This is a genomic window from Synechococcus sp. OH30 (assembly GCF_047462175.1).
Taxonomy (GTDB): Bacteria; Cyanobacteriota; Cyanobacteriia; order Thermostichales; family Thermostichaceae; genus Thermostichus.
On the sequence record NZ_JANSIP010000001.1, the window covers coordinates 144259 to 162909 of the forward strand.

The 18651-nt window shown below is 59.8% G+C and carries 16 protein-coding genes and 2 pseudogenes; 8 read left to right on the forward strand and 10 right to left on the reverse strand.

The genetic code is table 11. The features are described from left to right. Positions 1 to 55: 55 nt before the first annotated feature. From NW830_RS00785 to NW830_RS00810, 6 genes are all read right to left on the reverse strand, one after another. A complete protein-coding gene (locus NW830_RS00785) occupies positions 56 to 373 on the reverse strand; it encodes a M48 family metallopeptidase (protein WP_414359797.1) in 318 nt (105 codons plus the stop codon). Then, the gene (locus NW830_RS00790) at positions 370 to 2634 is read right to left on the reverse strand and encodes a type I restriction endonuclease subunit R (protein WP_414359795.1); all 2265 of its coding nucleotides are present in this window, start codon (positions 2632 to 2634) and stop codon (positions 370 to 372) included. The genes NW830_RS00785 and NW830_RS00790 overlap by 4 nt, the downstream gene beginning before the upstream one ends. Beyond that, complete coding sequence (locus NW830_RS00795) at positions 2562 to 3251, reverse strand: type I restriction endonuclease (protein ID WP_414359794.1); 690 nt, start codon at positions 3249 to 3251, stop codon at positions 2562 to 2564. The genes NW830_RS00790 and NW830_RS00795 overlap by 73 nt, the downstream gene beginning before the upstream one ends. Continuing rightward, the gene (locus tag NW830_RS00800; protein WP_414359793.1) at positions 3248 to 3478 is read right to left on the reverse strand and encodes a hypothetical protein; all 231 of its coding nucleotides are present in this window, start codon (positions 3476 to 3478) and stop codon (positions 3248 to 3250) included. The genes NW830_RS00795 and NW830_RS00800 overlap by 4 nt, the downstream gene beginning before the upstream one ends. 125 nt (positions 3479 to 3603) lie before the next feature. Next, positions 3604 to 3906 carry a transposase gene (locus tag NW830_RS00805; protein ID WP_414359790.1) on the reverse strand — a complete coding sequence of 101 codons (303 nt, stop codon included), beginning with the start codon at positions 3904 to 3906 and terminating at the stop codon, positions 3604 to 3606. Positions 3907 to 3909: 3 nt separating this feature from the next. Then, entirely contained in the window at positions 3910 to 4134 is a 225-nt protein-coding gene (locus NW830_RS00810; protein WP_414359788.1) for a restriction endonuclease subunit S, read from the reverse strand. 619 nt (positions 4135 to 4753) lie between these two features. On the opposite strand from NW830_RS00810, the pseudogene NW830_RS00815 reads away from it, so the two are divergent. Next, positions 4754 to 5628, forward strand: a pseudogene (locus tag NW830_RS00815) (transposase). A 117-nt stretch (positions 5629 to 5745) separates the two neighbouring features. Here the strand turns inward: NW830_RS00815 and NW830_RS00820 are convergent. Next, positions 5746 to 6891, reverse strand: a complete 1146-nt coding sequence (locus NW830_RS00820) for a peptidylprolyl isomerase (protein ID WP_414359787.1) — start codon at positions 6889 to 6891, stop codon at positions 5746 to 5748. A 141-nt stretch (positions 6892 to 7032) separates the two neighbouring features. After that, positions 7033 to 7515: a hypothetical protein gene (locus tag NW830_RS00825; protein ID WP_414359785.1), complete on the reverse strand. Its 483-nt coding sequence runs from the start codon at positions 7513 to 7515 to the stop codon at positions 7033 to 7035. A 313-nt stretch (positions 7516 to 7828) separates the two neighbouring features. Between NW830_RS00825 and NW830_RS00830 the strand changes: the two genes are divergently transcribed. Then, entirely contained in the window at positions 7829 to 8545 is a 717-nt protein-coding gene (locus NW830_RS00830; protein WP_414359784.1) for a hypothetical protein, read from the forward strand. A 51-nt stretch (positions 8546 to 8596) separates the two neighbouring features. On the opposite strand, the gene tyrS is transcribed toward NW830_RS00830, so the two are convergent. Beyond that, positions 8597 to 9832, reverse strand: a complete 1236-nt coding sequence (gene tyrS / locus NW830_RS00835; protein WP_414360075.1) for a tyrosine--tRNA ligase — start codon at positions 9830 to 9832, stop codon at positions 8597 to 8599. 161 nt (positions 9833 to 9993) lie between these two features. On the opposite strand from tyrS, the gene NW830_RS00840 reads away from it, so the two are divergent. The 6 genes and pseudogenes from NW830_RS00840 to glyS all read left to right on the forward strand — a co-directional run bounded on the left by NW830_RS00840 (position 9994) and on the right by glyS (position 17692). Further along, complete coding sequence (locus NW830_RS00840) at positions 9994 to 11964, forward strand: transglycosylase domain-containing protein (RefSeq protein WP_414359782.1); 1971 nt, start codon at positions 9994 to 9996, stop codon at positions 11962 to 11964. Beyond that, a complete protein-coding gene (locus NW830_RS00845) occupies positions 11961 to 12320 on the forward strand; it encodes a hypothetical protein (protein WP_414359780.1) in 360 nt (119 codons plus the stop codon). Before NW830_RS00840 ends, NW830_RS00845 begins: the two co-directional genes overlap by 4 nt. Positions 12321 to 12505: 185 nt before the next feature. Beyond that, a complete protein-coding gene (locus tag NW830_RS00850; protein WP_414359777.1) occupies positions 12506 to 13105 on the forward strand; it encodes a superoxide dismutase in 600 nt (199 codons plus the stop codon). Between the two features lie 364 nt (positions 13106 to 13469). After that, positions 13470 to 14483, forward strand: a pseudogene (locus NW830_RS00855) (cation:proton antiporter); the annotation flags it as partial. A 370-nt stretch (positions 14484 to 14853) separates the two neighbouring features. Beyond that, the gene (locus NW830_RS00860; RefSeq protein WP_414404550.1) at positions 14854 to 15324 is read left to right on the forward strand and encodes a universal stress protein; all 471 of its coding nucleotides are present in this window, start codon (positions 14854 to 14856) and stop codon (positions 15322 to 15324) included. Positions 15325 to 15499: 175 nt separating this feature from the next. Then, positions 15500 to 17692 carry a glycine--tRNA ligase subunit beta gene (gene glyS / locus NW830_RS00865; protein WP_414359775.1) on the forward strand — a complete coding sequence of 731 codons (2193 nt, stop codon included), beginning with the start codon at positions 15500 to 15502 and terminating at the stop codon, positions 17690 to 17692. A 34-nt stretch (positions 17693 to 17726) separates the two neighbouring features. On the opposite strand, the gene NW830_RS00870 is transcribed toward glyS, so the two are convergent. Beyond that, complete coding sequence (locus NW830_RS00870; protein ID WP_414359772.1) at positions 17727 to 18650, reverse strand: fructosamine kinase family protein; 924 nt, start codon at positions 18648 to 18650, stop codon at positions 17727 to 17729. Position 18651: the final 1 nt, after the last annotated feature.

The following is an 18651-nucleotide window of genomic DNA, read 5'->3' on the forward strand; positions in this document are numbered from 1 at the left end:
CCCCGATCCAATGCTAGTCCAGACAAAACAGGGGTTGCGGCCGGGAAAGGTGCGGCTAAAGCTCGCTGGGAGATTCGAGATAAGCCTTGAGCAAAGCTTTGAAGAGCGGCCCGTGGTTAGGAACCTTGAGGTGCAGCAGCTCATGAACGATGACCTCCCGACGGAAGGCAGCCGGTTGACGTAGCAGCTCGATGTCGAAGGTGAGACGGCCGCGGGAGGAGCAACTGGCCCATTTGCGCTTCATCGGGCGCAGGTGGATTTCGCGTGGGGTTACTTCCAACCGTTGTGCCCAGGCCTGGACCTCGGCTTTGAACAGGTCAACCGGCACAGACTCTTCTAGCGGCATCCAGTCTGAAGTCGTTGTCTTTTTCATTCGGCAGCCCTCCGCAACAGGTCCAGGATGCGATCCGCCCAGGCAACGACCTCTTTGACGTCCAGAGCAAGCAGGGCTTTGTAAAGCCGAGTGCGCAGTTCGCGCTCATCGTCTATGCTGATGGCCCAGTTCGGGAAACCGGCAAAGGCTTCTTCCAGCGAGGCGGCGGTTTGGGCGGCCCTTTCCGGTTCAATACCCTGAGTGCGTAGCCACCACTCCACGGCAAAGGCTTGGGGTGAAAGCCGGCTAGAGCGACGCTCCTCTTGGGCAGTTTGCAGTTGACGCACGATCTCGTCCAGGTCTTGCAGCGCTTCCTGGGCGGAGATCAGGCGCTCCTCGAAGCGGCGGCGGATCCCTTCAGCCCGTTCGCCGATGGGGATGAGATGAGGGGCCGTCTTCCCCTGTTCGGCGACGATGCGGTGGAGTTCCTTGAGCAGGTTGAAGACCTTGACCGTATCGGGCTTGTCCTCGTGGAGCAAGGCCAGCAGCGCCGCCGGTCCGATTTCGTAGGGGGTCTGCGGCTCGCGAATCTGGGAGGTCAGCGTATGTTGCTGGACGATCTCGGCCGTCTTGCGCAGGAAGGATTTGTCCACCGGCACGTGCGGCTCGTAGGCGCTGCGCACCAGGCGGTACATCTCCACCAACCGCCCATAATCCTCGAGGAAGGGGCGCAGGAAGGGATCAGGAGAGAGAATTTCGTAGATCTCCTGCACTTCGCGAAAGAAGGAATAGAAGGCTTGACGGCGTTGCTTGTCGCGGAAATGCTCCAGCGCAGCCTCGGCAGCCTTGTCTTCAGCTTTTTCAGCCGTGAGCGGCAGGTACTCGGCTCGACCCTGCGCCATCAATTGAGCGAAGCGCGCCTGTAGGACCTCCAACCCCTCGACCACGCCGCTGACATCCTGTGAGTCGAAGGCCAGCGCCCGCTCCAGGTTCTCAAAGACGCCGACGAAGTCCACGATCAGGCCGGTCGTCTTGCGTTGCCCCTCCTCGCTCTCGTAGGGACGGTTGACGCGGGCAATCGCCTGCAGCAGCACGTGGTCGCGCATCGGCTTATCCAGATACATGCAGTAGAGGATGGGCGCATCGTAGCCGGTGAGCAGTTTTTCGGTGACGATGAGGATCTGTGGGTTCTCACCCAGCTTGCGGAAGGCTTTGCGGATGCGTGCCTCTTCCTCATCACTCAGGTGGTAGCGCTTGAGATGCGGCGGATCGTTGTGCGCGGCACTGATGACCACGGCGCTGGCTTCGGATGGTAGGTAGCGGTCGAGGGCCTCTTTGTAGAAGCAACAGGCCTCGCGGTCCACCGCCACGAGGAAGGCCTTGTAGCCCATCGGTTTGACGTATTTCTGGAAATGCTCGGCGACGAAGCGGGCGATTTTATCCACCCGCTCGCGATTCTTGAGCATATTGGTCAGGGTGACGGCGCGGTCCAGCACGCGGTTGAGTTCTTCCACGTCAGCCACGCCCTCCAGCTCCGCCGCCGCCCAGAAGTCCTTTTCCATCGCCTCGCGATCGGCGATCAGGTCGCTGGGCGCCAGTTGGTAGTGCAGGGGGACGGTGGTGCCATCTTCAATCGATTCCCGGATAGAGTATTTATCGAGGTACCCCTGCGGGTCATCGGCGCCGAAGGTCTTGAAGGTGCCACGTCCGTGGGCAGTACGGTCAATGAGCGTGCCGGTAAACCCGATGAAGGTGGCATTGGGCAATGCGCCCATCAGGTAATTGCCGAGATCCCCGCCGGTGGTGCGATGAGCCTCATCCACCAGCACGAAAATGTTGGTGCGAGTATTCAGGTCTGCCGGCATCTCGTCGAATTTGTGGATCATCGAGACGATGAGGCCGCGCGTGTCGGCTTGGAGCAGATCGCGCAGGTGCCGTTTAGAAAGCGCCAGGTGTACCTTGCCAAAGCCTACTGCTTCCAGGTTCTGGAAGAGCTGGCTTTGCAGTTCGTTGCGGTCTATGATCAGCAGCACGGTGGGATTCTGAAAGGCGGGCGTTTCTAGCAGCAGGCGAGCCAAGGTGAGCATGGTGTAGGTCTTGCCGGAGCCTTGTGTGTGCCAGATCAAGCCGCGGCGTTTCAGCGGATCGCGGGCACGCGACAGGCAGCGCTCTACGGCGCGCATCTGATGCGGGCGCAGGACGACCTTGGAAAGTTCCCCATCCTTTCGGGAAAAGAGGATGTAATCGGTCAGCACGCGCAGGACGCGGCGCAGGGCGACGAAGGATTTGACCAGCGTTTCAAAGTCCAGTTGTCGGGGCAAAAAATCTTTTGCCCCAACTTCCACGTCGCGCCATAGAAGAAATTCACCAGGTGGGTGAGGGCGAAAAGTTGCGTTTGCACCAGCAGGTCGGGCGCCTCGGCGTGGTAGCGGCCCACCTGATCGAAGGCTTCGGCGATGCCCTCGATGCGGGTGGCGGCCTTGGTCTCGACCAGGATGACCGGAATACCGTTGACGAGAAACACCACATCGGCGCGGATTTTGTGCGGGCCGCTGTGGAAGCGAAACTCATCGGTGACGTGAAAGGTGTTGGCTTCCAGGTGCTCGGGATCGAGCAGGCGCAGGTTGCGCTCGCGGCGCTCGGCCTGGACGAAGACCGTCTTCAGCCCTTTGAGGTATTCCCAGGCTTCGCGATTGCCCTCGATGTCCGGGCGGAGGCGCATCAGGCGGGCAATGACCTCGTTGGCCTGTTCCACGGTGGTGACCACGCCGGGGTTGAGGCGCTGTAACTGGGCGATCAGCACATCCCGCAAGAACGGCTGCTCAGGCCCGTGACGCAGGCGCAGGGCCTCATCAGGCGGTAGATAGATCCAGCCGGCCTCTTTGGCGTAGCGGATGAGCGGGTTTTGTACGGTATGACGTTCGGATGCCAGAGTCATCGTTCACCTCCAGGGGGATGATCCGCCTCTTCCTGTTTGAGCATGTTCCAGATAGCCTGCGCCAGCGGATCAGGAGCGGTGCGGGCCTGATTTTCCCGATCCATTTGCCAGCGTCGGGGGTTTTCGATGATGTATTGGCGGATGGCGTTCAAGGCGCGTTCGTGGCGGATGATGTGTTCGTAATAATTGCGTTGCCAGACGATGTAGATGTCCGTGTTTTGCCGCACCCATTTGGTGACGCCGATTTTGAATCCGCGGATGACGGACCCTATCGTTTTGGATGTGCCACGGGGGCCTTCGGTGGACGATGGTGGCGACGATGGTGGGGGTAGGGGCAAAAAATTTTTCGCCCCTACCCTACCATTTCCGGCGTTTCTGGCGGCGATTCGACAATCCACAAAATCCCATGAACGTGATTGGGCATGATGACGAATGCATCCAATGCAACATGAGGAAAATGGGAGGGAATGTCCAGCCAGCATCGTTCAGCAACGCGGCCGATCGCATTCAACTGCATTTCGCCATTCACGATGTCACCAAACAACGGCATACGTTCATAGGTGACGATGGTGATGAAATACGCACCGGGTTGGGTGTAATCGTACCCCTTCAGGCGGATGGATCGGCGATGATGGCGGTTGGGGTCATATGGCATGAGTCAATCCTCCGTTGCGGCAGATTCAGCGGAACCAACGGTTGTGGGGATGACCCTACGGACGCAGATTTTGCCGGTCATCAATTGATGCAGCAAGGTCTTGAACAGCTCCTCCAGCGCCGCCCAGCGCGCCTGCTCAGCGGTGATCTTGGCATCCACAGCCTGCAGGATGCGGGCGATCTCGCGCTGCTCGGCGAGTGGGGGAAGGGAGATAACTTCTCGTAGCACATCCTAGTCAGTGACGGCGGGGTAACTTGACCCTCTTTGATGCTCAGCCACCGAAGTACACAAAATGCAGTAGAGCAAATATGGCCGTCTAACTCAGACGGAACTATAGCAATCCGTCTGAGATATGGCCTGACAGTGGCAAATAGCACATCTCCAGCACTGATTTGTTTGCGCGCTCGGCTCGGTGCTTCTTTCCCCGTGAAGTTTTGATGCGATGTAATGCGAAGTGATTCGTTATCAATGCTTGAAACATCTACATACCTGAATGACCAATCCGGCTTTTTGTGAAGATCAATTTGTCTGGTCTTCTTCACCACCTCCCCCAGCCTCACCACCCGCCAGCGTGCAGGGATCGGACCGATTTCAGTTTCCCGTTGGGGCAAAAAATTTTTCGCTCCAACGGGGACGGCGCCATAGGTGAAGAGGTGCTACATCAGGCTTTTCTTCAGCTCCTTGAGCGCGGCGATGACGCCATCCTTCACCTCCTTCGCCCGCTACAGCCTCTGCAGCACCTGGGCAATGGCACGCTGCTCAGGGAGAGGGGGAGAGGGAGGGGAAAAACAGCTACAGCCTGTTAATTTAAATGGGGTACAGGTTTCAAGAGGAAGGAGAGAAAGAGATGCCAACCCGTTCTTTAGGATCTACGGCAAAGAGTTGTAGCAGCTTATCAGGCAGGTAAGACCTCTATCCGCCAGGTAGCCGAACGGTTTATGGTAACCAAGAGAACAGCACACCGCTGGGTATGACAGTACCAACAAACTCAGGACTTAACCCCCAAGAAAGTAGGCACCAAGCGAGTGGGTATTTTGGAACGGCATCGACAGGAAGTTATGGCAATCATTGCAGAACACCCCGACTTCTACCTGTGGAAATATCAAGAACTTTTGCGGGAGCGCTTAGGGATTGATGTAAGTACTTTCACGATACACAACTTCTTGAAAAAGCGAGGAGGGGCAAAGAGAACGACTAGCTTATAGTCAAGAAGTCAGAGATATTCCAGCGGAGGATTTGATTGCTCTTGACCAGACAGTGGGAGAGAATAGAACGGGGAGTAGCTCGGAGTTTAAGCGGTCTCAGAGATACAAGGGGGAGAAGCATCCTGTTATTGGAGCTATTTCCGTGAGAGGGGTAGTTGGCTGTCGCGTCATCAAGGTTGGGATGAAGAAAGGGGATTTTTTGGAGTTTTTGAGAAGCGAGTTATGTCCGAAGTTAGACGCTAGGAAGGTTGGGATTATGGACAACTTCACTATTCATAGGAGTCGGGAAGTTGAGGAACTGATTAGGGGAACAGGAGAGCGAATCCTACACTTGCCTGTGTATGCACCGGAAGTGAATCCTATTGAGATGATGGGATCGGCGTTGAAGCACTTTATTCGGCAGTTTTCCAGAGCTGGGAAGTAGAGCATGGATCGGAGAGTGCAGACTTCTTTACTCCTGATCAATCCATCCTGCTTCCGAAGTTGGTTTGCTAAGTGTTGCTACTGTACCCCTTGATTCCTTAACAGGCTGTACTTTTGATAGAGTAACTAAGATGCTGACAATTTACACTCTACTATCTATTTCCAAGGTCGTAGCTCTTGGCAAGGAGAAAAAGTCTCAGTTTCTGGCAAATCAAGAACTTAGGGAAGGACTATTTTTAAGGTTTTCTTGACCTGAGATGAGGCGGGCGCTTAAGATCCGATCCCCCAGCCTAATTTTGCGCAGCACTTCGATGCCCTCGGTAACATACCCAAACACGGCGTAGCGGCCATCCATGAGGTTAAGGCCAGCGGGGGTAAGATCTGGCTCGGCCATGAAAATGAAGAACTGAGAAGAAGCGCTGTTGGGATCATCAGGATAGCGGGCCATGGCCACCGTTCCTTCAGCAGAAAAGGGCAGGGCCGGCTCCACATCCCACAGGCCCAGTTGATCAAAAGTTTGACCGTAGCGGGGCATGACCTCGCCTTTGGCCCGAATCTCCATGGGGATGGTGCGAACTTTGCCAGTGGCCGGATCCACATAGCCGTCGGCAGGGCCAGGGGGATCCCCCGCTTGCACAAGGAAGAATTTCTCCACCCGGTCAAAGGTCAGGCCGTCGTAGAAGCCCCGCTGCACCAAGTCGGCGAAGTTGCCGGCAGTTATTGGAGCACTGTAGCCATCGAGGGTGATCACCATCCGCCCAGCGGTGGTGTTCAGCTCCACTTCTGCCCGGCCCAGGAGCTGCGGCTTGTCAGCGTATTCGGCAGGGATCGCGTAGGGAAAAGCCCCCACCCAGTGGTTTTCCAGGGATCCCAGCTCGTCTGTGAGGCGGTCGTAGGCGGCGCGGGCCTCTTCCTTGCCCTTGGATTTGCGCTCCGTGGCCTGGCTAATGAGTTGCAACTCCTGCCGCAGAGCAGCCAGTTGTTCAGAGGCACTGTTTACTCGCTCAGGGGGCAAGCTGGCCAGTAGCGGCTCCGCATAGCGATCCAGGAGCCGCTCCACCTGGCGCACATCTCCCCGCACCGCCGACCAGCGGTTGTACTTCAAGTCGCTCTCAATTTTGGTGATGGCCTCATCGATTTCCCAGATCCGGCTGTCTTGGATGGGCAGCGCCCGCCGCAAGAGAGTACGCGGATCCCTAATAGCATCCCCTTGCGGCAGCGCCAGGGCCGGGATCCCACCCAGCCAAACCACCCACAGCAACACCGCAGCTAAGACAAGCCGGAGCGATTTTCTCCCCCACTCCCACCGATCGGTCTTGCCTCCAACTGGGGATCCCTGCTGGGCACGCTGCGCCATATCCTCACCTGTTGCCGACACTGCTTTTGCTCTCAGCCTGGCATTCTACCGTTGCTGGCGGCAAGCGTTGCTGCAAGAAGAATGCAAAGGTCAAACGGCCAGGGACCGGCTGCGTCCCCCTCCTACCTGGGAACGACGGCCTCACAGATCCAAGGGTGTGGTGCGAAATTGATCCAAAAGCCCAAAAACAGCTAAGAAGCGACGGGACTGGGGATCCATGCCGGAGCTGTCCATGAGGATGGCCATGAGCAAAGGCTGACGGGCCAGCTCAGCTCGAGGGTTCTCGATGCGGGTGGGGCTTAGAGTTACTGTGGCTGACTGCGGGATCCCTTGCAGATCGGTTACGCGGTTAACTTGCAAGCTGACCTGGGCAGGAGAAAGCTGGGTGACCGGCTGAGGCGGATCCCCTGCTTGCAAGAGGGCAATGTTGAACTCCATCTCCCCCTGGGTGGTGCTGAAACTGCGCGTCAGAGCCCCGTTGAAGGTCAAGCGCGTTTGGGATCCCAAAGAAGCAGGGTCGATCCCTGTGCTACTGGAAGAGCCACAGCCGGTTATGGAGATCCCCAGCAGGATCAAGACAATTGCCCAGCCAGTTTCTCGGTTTTGGGGTCTGCTAAGCTGCATTGTTGAAACCTGAAGAATATAGCCGATAACACAGACAAGCTTGAGGACAGCAGCGTAAACCTACCATGAGAAGAACTCAGGAGCATCGCGGAGAAAGGAACCCAAGTGTACAAGAAAGTACACTATAAGCTTGTTTTCGGGTCGATTGCTTCTATCGACGACGTTTCTGCAAGCTAATTGCTCTCCTTTAACCTTGGCTAGGAAATTTGGGGCAGGGCAGGGGTGACGAGGATTGTCCCTACAGAGGTGCCTGTAGCCCGCCTGGGGGTGTAAGCTCTAGAGGGATCCCTCTGGGTGAGGAGGACGGTCGGACATGGCGGCCAAGCAACTGAAGTTCTACTGGAGCCCGCAGTACCAAATCTTTAGTTGTGACGGGGCCAAGCTGGAGGGGCACGGCGCCATTCAAACCAATCCCTCGCATGACTTGGTGCATCTGTTTATTGCCGCCAACGGCAACATGCCCTGGCAGCCGGTAGAAAGCCGCGAGCAAACCTGCTTTGCCGAGTACAACGCCGTGCTCCTGGAGCACCTTTTGGTCAACTGCTTCAACGTAGCGGTGCTGGGATCCATGGCCCCAGAGCAGGTTGTTCCGGAGGCGCGCAAGTTTTTGCAGTGGTTTGTTTCCGAGCACTACGCGCCGTTTCCGGTCTCTGAAGAAGAGGCCTTTTGTTGCTTTGCAGCCCACCTAGATATCGAGCGCATAGTGCGGTTATTCCCCTACTTCTACAGTTTGCGCGCCTGGGAGTGCTTCAGCCCCGATTACCGCAACGAGGTTTACGACTTGGAATTTACTTCCGAAGACGATCCGGTCAGGGAAGCCCCGGAATGGGCGGCGGATCCCAATATCTTGGAGACCCAAGAGCTGGTGCGGCAGAAGCTCGCTGAGGTTGTGGCGGAGGCGAGATCGATCCGGCCCAAGGCGGAGCCCGTTTTCCCGCAAACTGTGTTGGCTTTCCCCCCGTCCAATCCCCCAGCCAAGACCAAGCAGAAAAAAGGGGGGCTCGGCTTCAAGCCCACCCCCACCCGTTAATGGTTGATCCCCCCTTCCCGGTCCCATCAAGGGAGAGGGGTTGGAAGCTGACTACTCTGGGCCCACCACCAGGCGGCGGAAGGCCTTCTTGCCCACCTGGAGAACTCGCCCGGCCAGTTCAGAAGCGCTGGTAAACTCCAGGTCGGGATCTTCCACTTTTTGCCCATCCAGCCGCACGGCGCCTCCTTGAATTTGCCGACGGGCCTCGGCGGCGCTCTTGCACAGGCCGGACTCGCGCAGGAGGTAGCTGAGCTTCACCGGATAGGACAATCCCTCGAGGGCAAAGGTGGGGATGGATCCTGCCTCGACAAGATTGCCTTGCAACACCAGCGCTTGGGCGGTGCGCTGCGCCGCTTCTGCCGCTTCAGGAGAGTGCAACTGGGCCACCAAGGTCTTGGCCAAGAGGATCTGGCGCTGGCGGGGATCCGCCGGCAGCTCTGAGAGGGGCACCGCGGTGAGCAACTCAAAATACCGCTCCACCAGGTGATCCGGCACCTTCTCCAGCTTGGAGTACATGGTGAGGGGATCCTCGGTCAGGCCGACGTAGTTGTTTTTGGACTTGGACATTTTCTGATAGCCATCCAAGCCCTCCAAAAGCGGCACCGTCAGGCAAAGCTGCGGTGTTTGGCCCTTCCAAAGCTGCAGCTCCCGGCCAACCAGGAGGTTAAAGCGCTGGTCGGTTCCCCCCAGCTCCACGTCAGCTTTGAGAGCTACCGAGTCATAGCCCTGGAGGAGGGGGTAGAGGAATTCGTGCAGGTAGATGGGTGTTCCCGAGCGATAGCGCTGGGCAAAGTCTTCTTTGGCCAACATCTGCCCCACTGTCATCTGGGCCTGCAGCTCGATTAGCTCGCTCAGGGTGAGGCGGGCCAGCCACTCGCTGTTGCGGCGCACCTCCAGCCGGCCAGGGGTCTCAAAGTCCAAAATCTTGGCAGCTTGCTCCAAATAGGTGCGGGCATTTTCCTCCACTTCTTCTGGGCTCAGGCGGGGACGCGTCTCCGACTGGCCAGTGGGATCTCCCACCAGCGCCGTAAAATCCCCAATCAGCAAGATGGCCACATGGCCGGCATCCTGGAATTGGCGCAACTTGCGCAAGACCACCGCATGGCCCAGGTGCAGATCTGGCCGCGTGGGATCGATGCCCAGCTTTACCCGCAAAGGGCGATCCGTTTTGGCCAAGCGCTCCGCCAGGGCTGCCGCTCCCCCCGGAAAGATCTCGGCCACCCCCCGCTGGACAATCCCGGCAATACAGGGATCCTCTAGCGCCGAAGAGATAGGAGTAGGCTCCATTCCTGGATTGAGAGGCAACATGAGCCATTTTAATCCCATCCGCCCCGTCGGCTCTGCCTTGCCTAGAGGTGGAAGGGATCCCCTGCTGGCCCAAGAAGCGCCGCCCTATAATGGGTCAGGCTTAGGGTTCCCCGCAGCCCTGAAGTAACGGAGTTTTTGACGTGACCTACAGTCGCAGACCCCTGCGGGCGCCGCGGCACCTTCCTAGGCGCCGCTTTCCCCGCCTGGACTACGACGAGTACACTGACGAGGTCCCGCCCACCCACCTCTCTTGGATGGCCCAGGTCGCCGGCACGGTGGGCAACCTGTTGCTGGGATCCCTGCTTTTGGGCTCTACGGCAACAGCTGCCGGTTTGGTGGGGTTGGCCATCAGCTTCCGCAACTTGCCCGATGTGCGCCAACTGCGGGACTACGTGCCGGCGGCCACCACCCACATTGTTGATATTCACGGCGAGCCGATAGCCAGCCTGCACGGGGAAGCCAACCGGGAGGTGATCTCGCTGGAGGAGGTCTCGCCGGAGATGAAGAAGGCGCTGCTGGCCATTGAAGATAGCCACTTCTACACCCACCCCGGCGTCAACCCGGTCAGCTTGGGTCGGGCCCTTCTGGGCAGTGTTGAGGGGGGCTTGGGTTCTGCCGGGGGCGGGTCCACCCTGACGATGCAACTGGTGAAGAACCTGTTTTTGAGGCCGGAGCGCACTCTTAGCCGCAAGGTGGCGGAGATTGTGCTGGCGGTGCGGCTGGAGCAAGTCTTCACCAAAGACGAGATCCTAGAGATGTACCTCAACCAGGTGTACTGGGGGCACAACCTCTACGGCATCCAGGCGGCAGCCCGCAGCTACTTCAACAAAGATGCGGCGGAACTGAACTTGGCGGAAGCGGCAATGTTGGCCGGGATCCTGCCGGCCCCGGAAATCCTCAGCCCCTTTCGCAACCTGGAAGGAGCCAAGCGAAGGCAGCGGCTAGTGCTGGATCGCCTGGTGGAGCTAAAGTGGATTACCCCAGAAGAAGCCCAGGCAGCCCGCGAGCAGAAACTGACCTTGGGCCGCATCACCTCCTTTCAGGGCAACGCCCCGGCCGTCACCGACGCCATCGAGGCCGAGCTGCGGCGTCGCTACGGCGAGCAGGCAATTTTCCAGGGAGGACTGCGGGTGCAGGCCACCATTGACCTGCGGCTGCAACGCCTGGCAGAGCGCATTGTCAACGAAGATGGGCCCCGCATTGCCGCCGCTCGCCGTGCCAATCAGATGGCCCTAGCGGCGGTGGATCCCCGTACCGGCTATGTCAAAGCCCTGGTGGGCGGCATCAACGCCCAGCGGGGCCAATTTAACCGCGCCACCCAAGCCTTCCGCCAAACGGGATCCACCTTCAAGCCCTACGTGTACTACGCGGCCCTGGCTACCGGCCGCTACACACCCTACAGCATCCTCTACGACACTCCCGTCACCTATCCCGGCTCACCCCCCTACAGCCCCAAAAACTACGACAACACCTTTTACGGCCCCCTCACCTTTGCCCGCGCCTTGGAGCTTTCCCGCAACGTGCCCACCGTCAAGCTGGCGGATGACGTTGGGATCCGCAACGTCATTGCAGCGGCCCAGGCCACGGGCATCAGCGCCGAGATGTTCCCCAACCTGGCCACGGCCCTGGGCTCGGCCAGCGTCAGCCCCCTGGAGATGGCGGCCAGCTATGCGGTGTTTGCCAATGGCGGCTACCGGGTGGAGCCAACTCTCTTGGCCCAGGTGGTGGATCGCAACGGCCAAATCCTCTTCGAGGCCCGACCGAAACCAAAGCGGGTGTTGGATCCCTGGGCAGTGGCCACTCTCAACCAGATCCTCAAAGGGGTGGTGACCCGGGGCACTGGGACAGCAGCTCGCTTGGATGACGGAAGGCCGGTAGCGGGCAAAACCGGCACCACCTCGGATTTCCGCGATGCTTGGTTCATTGGCTATGTGCCGCAACTGTCCACTGCCATTTGGATGGGCAACGATGACAACTCTCCCATGCTGCCCGGCACAGCAGGGGGGGCTTTTGTCGCCCCCACCTGGAAGCGCTTTATGACCGAGGCCCTGCAAGGGATCCCCCCCGAAGACTTTCCCAGCCCCGACCAATTTCCCCCTCCCCAGCCATGAGCAATAGCGAGGAGCGGCTGGCGCGCATCGAGCGCACCGTTGAGGCCAATGCCCAGGCCATTGCCCAGCTGGCTCGGCAAAACCAAGAGGTGCTGCAGACCATTGCCGGCACCGAAGAGCGCATTGCCAGAGCTGAGGAGCGCATCGCCAACGCCGAGGAGCGCATTGCCAGGGCAGAAGAACGTCTGGAAGCTGAGGTCAAACGCTGGGACGAGCGGTTTTTCCAGCTCAGCCGTGACACCCTCAACTTCACCCGCAATGTGGTTACCATTGCCGCCATCACAGCGGTTTTAATCCCGCTGCTGCGGGATGTCGCCCCCCTGCTGATTGAACTGCTGCAGCAGGGATCCCGTTAGTTCCATAGCTCTTGCCGGGGGAAGGGACTATTGGGCCCCTCCCGCGCTGGGGCGCAGGATCAAAGCGTAGTGATTCTGAGTTACACTAAGACTGCAAAGAAAGGTAACGCCTTTGTCGGGTGTAGCGCGGCCTTCCTGGCGTCCTTTCTTGCATTTTTTGCCCAAGACACAGAGGACAGACGATTATGGCTTTTGAACTCCCACCTCTGCCCTACCCTGCCGACGCGCTTCAGCCCTACATGTCGGCAGAAACCTTCTCCTACCACCACGGCAAGCATCACGCTGCCTACGTGGCCAACCTAAACAAGCTGATCGAAGGCACTGAGCTGGCCAATAAGTCCCTAGAAGAAATTATCAAGACCACGTTTGGGGATCCCGACAAAGTGGGCATCTTCAACAATGCCGCCCAGGTCTGGAACCACACCTTTTTCTGGGAATCCATGAAGCCAGGTGGGGGCGGCGCACCGACAGGGCCCATTGCCGACAAGATCAACGCTGATCTGGGCGGCTACGACAAGTTTGTCGAGGCCTTCAAAACGGCGGCGGCCACCCAGTTTGGCAGCGGCTGGGCTTGGCTGGTGCTGGACAACGGCACTCTCAAGGTCACCAAAACCCCCAATGCTGAAAATCCCCTGGTGCACGGCCAAGTGCCCTTGCTCACCCTGGATGTGTGGGAGCACGCCTACTACCTGGACTACCAAAACCGGCGGCCTGACTACATCAGTGCCTACCTCGAGCATCTGGTGAACTGGGATGCTGCCAACGCCCGGCTGGCGGCGGCCTGACTCTACCTGTTCTGGGATCCCTTGACAGGGGATCCCCTGGAAGACTAGCTCCACCTTGGCCAGCTAAGCAAGCCAGTAGGACTCTTTTAAACGGATTTGAGGGATCCCTAGTTGTTGGGGATCCCTTCGGTCTTTTTCCTAGGACTCCAGCTCTCTCTGCTGTTTGGACAATGGGGCCTAGTTTTCGAGGTACCTCGAAGCTGGAGGAATCTGATAGACTCAGGCGGGCGCTTGGCCGAGTGGGAGGGTTGCTGTCTGTTGGGTAGTGACGATGGCTAACTGGCTGCCAATTTCAGGGATCCCTCTGGCCCTGCTCGGCCCGGTGAAAGACCCAGTGCTGGTGTTTCTGATCCTCCTGACGATCATGCTGGTGGCCCCGCTGCTGTTTGAGCGGCTGCACCTGCCGGGGATCATCGGCCTGATCCTGGCCGGGTTGGTGGTGGGGCCCTACGGCTTGGGCATCTTGCAGCGGGACGGAACCATCGTCTTGTTGGGCACGGTGGGGCTGTTGTTTCTCATGTTCATGGCCGGCTTGGAGACCAGCCTGGAGGATTTGAAGCTCAACGCCGGCAAGGCCAGTGTCTTCGGGGTGCTCACCTTTCTGTTGCCAATGGTGATCGGCACGGCGGCCATGCTGGCCCTGGGGTATGGCTTTCTGGCGGCAGTGCTGGTGGCCTCGTGTTTTGCCTCCCACACCCTCATTGCCCTGCCGATTGTCTCCAAGTTGGGCCTGATGCGCCTGCAGGCGGTAACAGCCACCCTGGGGGCGACGTTGATTACCAATGTCTTGGCGCTGCTGGTGCTGGCGGTGGTGGTGCGCGCCCATCAAGGGGAGCTGACACTGCAATTCTGGCTGACGCTCATCCCCTCGATTGCCCTCTACGCGTTTGCCACCCTCTGGGGGGTGCCCCAGCTGGGCGGTTGGTTTTTCCAGCGCTTTGGCCACGATGAGGGGGCGGAGTTTACTTTTGTGATTGCCACCTTGTTCGTGGTGGCCTACGGGGCGGGGTTGATTGGCATTGAGCCAGTGGTGGGCGCCTTTTTGGCTGGGACGGCCATCACCCCCCTCATTCCCCAGCTCAGCCCCCTCATGAACCGGATTCAGTTCATCGGCAACACGTTGTTTATACCGTTTTTCTTGATCTCGGTGGGGATGCTGATCAACCCCAGCATTCTCTTGGGCGAGCCACGCACGCTGCTGGTGGGCGGAGTGACGATTGCCGCGGAGGTGGTGAGCAAGTTTTTGGCGGCTTGGATCCCGGCCCAACTGTTTGGCTGGCGCTTGGCCAGCGCTATGGTCATGTTCGGCCTGTCGGTAGCGCAGGCGGCGGCTACTTTGGCGGCAATCACGGTGGCTTTCAACGTGAAATTGGTGGATGAGCTGACGGTGAACGGCACCATCGCCATGATCCTGGTTACCTGCATTGCCTCGCCTTGGATCGTGGCCCGCTGGGGTGAGCGACTCCAGCCTGCAGAGGTGGCGGCAGAAGCTGGTAACCTACCCCAGCCAGCCTGGGGATCCCGCGTCCTGGTGCCGGTGGCCAACCCTGACACCGAGAGCAACCTGCTGCGGTTGGCTTTGATTCTGGCCAAGAAAGAAGGGGGGACGCTGCTGCCGCTGCACGTTTTGTCTGACTGCGCTGGGATCTCGCCGGCGGCTCTGGCCCGACAGGAGCAGTTGTTGACCTTTGCAGAGGCACTGGCCCACAGCGCCGCTGCTCGAGTGGAAGCCATTCGGCGGGTGGATGATGATCATTCGCTCGGCAACGGAACGGCAGGCAACCTTGGTGATCCTGGGCTGGAAGGGCTACTCCACCTACGCGGAAAATTTCTTTGGCAGCATCATCGACGCAGTGGTGCGGCAGGTGGGGATCCCGGTGCTGATTACGCGCTTCCCCGTCCCCATCGAGACAACACAGCGCATCCTTTTGGCAGCCCCAGAGTTGGAAGTGTCTCCCGGATCCCTGCAGCAGACGATTGGGCTGGCGCAGACGCTGGCCGAGGAATTGAAGGCGGCGCTGCAGATTCTCCTGGTGCAAACCCGACCGCCACGGGAGCGCTCTCCAGCCCTGGTGGCGGCAAGCTACGCCCATCTGCCGCTCCAACGGGTGCAAGGAGGGCTGGTGGCCGAGGTGTTGAAGGCGCTGCAGCCGGGGGATGCATTGGTAAACCCGCAGCCGCTCCCGTCTGGGCCGCGAGCCGGAGATCATCGCCCGTAACCGGCCTAACCTTCCCATCCTTGTGGTGCATTTGCCTGCTGCCTCCCTGGCACGGCCGCAGGAGGGCGTTCTGGCAGTAGGGGATCCCCCTTGGTCCTGACCTTGTGTGAACGCCGCCCCGGCTCCCCTGATAAACTGGGATTCCCAGGGGGGATGTCGCTAAGAGCAGAGGGGTATGGTTGCCTATTTGCTGGAAGTCGGCTGTGAAGAGCTGCCGGCCAGTTTTGTCGATTCGGCCCTAGAGCAGTGGAGGAAGGGGATCCCGGCCTCTTTGGCAGAAGCCCATCTGCAGGCCGAGGAGATGCAGCTTTTCGGCACACCGCGCCGCTTGGCAGTTCTGTTGCGGGGCCTGCCCACCCAGCAGCCGGATCGCACCCTGGAGGTGAAGGGGCCACCGGCTCAGGTGGCCTACCAAGATGGCCGGCTCACCCCTGCCGGGGAAAAATTTGCCCAGAAGCAGGGGGTGGATCCCGCCAGCCTAGAAATCCGACAGGTGGGCAAGGGATCCTTTGTCTTTGCCGTGCAGCGGGTGCGGGGGCGGCCGACGGCAGCGGTGCTCCAGGAATTGGTGCCCACCTGGATCACCACCTTGAGCGGCAAGCGGCTAATGCGCTGGGGCCATGGAGGGTTCAAGTTTCCCCGCCCCATCCGCTGGCTGGTCTCCCTCTGGGACGATCAAGTGCTGCCTTTGCTCTGGCCCACCCCTGAGGGCAATCCTCTGCCGGGCGTGGTGGCGGGTCGAGTTAGCCGTGGCCACCGCGTTTTGGGATCCCAGCAGGTTGTCCTGGAGCGGGCCGAGAGCTATGTTCAGCAAATGCAAGCAGCTGGCGTCAACCCCGACCCGGCGGCACGAGCGGCGCAGATCCAGGCGGAGGTGACCAAGCTGGCCAAGCAGGTGAACGGGCGAGCCCAGATCCCCCCTGTTCTGCTACAGGAGGTGGTGCAGTTGGTGGAGTGGCCAACAGCCGTTCTGGGGCGCTTTGAGCCGGAGTTTTTGCAATTGCCCCCTGCGGTCATCGAGACGGTGATGATCACCCACCAGCGCTACTTCCCGGTGCGGGATGGCCGGGATCCCGAGAAATTGCTACCCTACTTCATCACCATCTCCAACGGCGACCCCCGGCAAGCGGAGCGGATTGCAGCAGGCAACAGCCGCGTGGTGCGGGCGCGCCTAGCCGATGCCCGCTTTTTCTACGAGGAGGATCGCCGCATCCCCTTGGCCCAGCGGGTGGAGCGGCTGCAGGCGGTTACCTTTGCCGAAGGGCTGGGATCCATGCGCAATAAAGTGGAGCGCATCCGCCGCATCAGCCGCCTCATTGCCACTGCCTTAAATCTGGATCCCCAAGAACAAGCCTTAGTAGATCGCACGGCTTACCTGTGCAAGGCGGATCTGGTTACCCAAATGGTGTACGAGTTCCCGGAGCTGCAGGGGATCATGGGCGCCGAGTACGCCCGCCATGACGGCGAGCCGGAAGCCGTGGCAGAGGGGATCGAGCAGCACTACTGGCCCCTGGGGGCAGGGGAGGCTCTGCCCACCTCTTTGACCGGGCGGGTGGTGGGCTGGGCAGATCGCCTGGACACCTTGGTGGGCATGTTCCACCTGGGGCAGATCCCCACGGGTTCTTCGGATCGCTTTGCCCTGCGGCGGGCTGCCAACAGCCTGGTGTTGATTGCCTGGGAGGCCGGCTGGAGGTTGGATGTCAATCAGCTCCTGCGCCAGCTGGTGCAGGAGTATGCGGCGGGAAATGAAAAGACCTTAAAGGCCTTGCAGGAGTTTCTTGCCCAGCGGCTGCAAATCCTTCTGCAGGAGGAAAAGCAAATCGACTACGACTTGGTCAGAGCGGTGGTCGGGGATCCAGAGTCTGTCCACAGCGAGGATCCCCAGAAAGCGGAACTGACCTTGCGGGCTTTGAGCAACCTGCCCCTCACCCTGCTGCGGGCCGAGTACCTGCAACATCTGCGAGCTACTGAAGAATTGGTGGATCTCTACCCCACCCTCAACCGCTGCGCCCGCCTGGCCGCCCAAGGGGACTTGGACTACGCCGTGCTGGATCCGGCGGCTGTCGTGGATCCCAGCCTGTTTCAGGAGGGGGCAGAACGGGAGCTGTACGAGGCCTGTCAAAGGGTTTACCGGCTGGGGGTGGAGCCAGCCTTACAGGGAGACTTTACCCCGCTGGTGGAGGGTCTGCAGGCAGCAGCCCCTGCAGTGGATCGCTTTTTCGAGGCGGTTTTGGTCATGGATCCGAATCCCAGCCTGCGGACCAACCGGCTAAACCTATTGGGGATATTGCGCAACCAGTCCCGCCTGCTGGGAGATATGGGGGCTGTAGTCATGACAGGGGAAGCTGCGCCAGAAAAGAGCCGCTAGCTGCCGGCTGGCTCTTCCCTTTGCGGGAGAGGGATTATCCAAGAAAGCGCAAGCATTGCTGCAAGGCCCGCTGCACCGAGCTCAGGTAGCCCTCTCCGAACAGGTTGAGATGGTTAAGCCAGTGGTAGAGCTGGTAAAGAGGCTTGCGCCGGGAATACCCCTCATCCAGCGGATAGGCTTCTTGATAGGCCTGGTAGAACTCCGGTGGAAAGCCGCCAAAAAGCTCGGTCATCGCCAGATCCGTCTCCCGATCCCCGTAGTAGGTGGCCGGGTCGAAAATCACCGGTGAGCCATCGGGCAAGGCGCCGTAGTTGCCGCCCCAGAGATCCCCATGGAGCAGAGACGGGACGGGCCGGTAGTCCCGAAAGAAAGTCTCCAGCTCTGCCATGACCCGCTCGGCTTGGGCTACCCACGCGCCGCGGTAACCCCGCTGGCAGGCCAGCTTGACCTGGTAGAGCAGTCGCTGTTCCCGGTAGAAGTCCAGCCAGTTCTGCCGCCAACTGTTGATCTGCGGCGTCGAGCCGATGGTGTTGTCGCGATCCCAGCCGTAGCTGCCGTTGGGGGAGAGCGTGCGGTGCAACTGGGCCAACTGGGATCCCAGCAGACTTCCCGTTTGAGGGCGGGGCGAGGTCAGCTCCAGGTATTCCAGCACCAGGTAAGCCTGCCCATCTAGGGATCCCCAGGCAATCGGCTGCGGCACCCGCACGGCGTTGGCTGCTGCCAAGGCTTGCAGGCCCGCCGCCTCGGCTGCAAACATCTCCAGTGCCCCCCCTCCCCCGCGCGCCACTTTAACAAAGTAGTCCCTTGTTGCCTGGGCAGAAGGAGTCTGGAGCGCACAGGAAAACCGATAGGCGGCGTTGATGCTGCCCCCACCCACAGGACGGAAGTGGAGGGGACGTAAGGGATCCCCTGTAATTTCAGAAAGGTGCTGGGCAATAGCCTGCCAAAAATGCTGCATC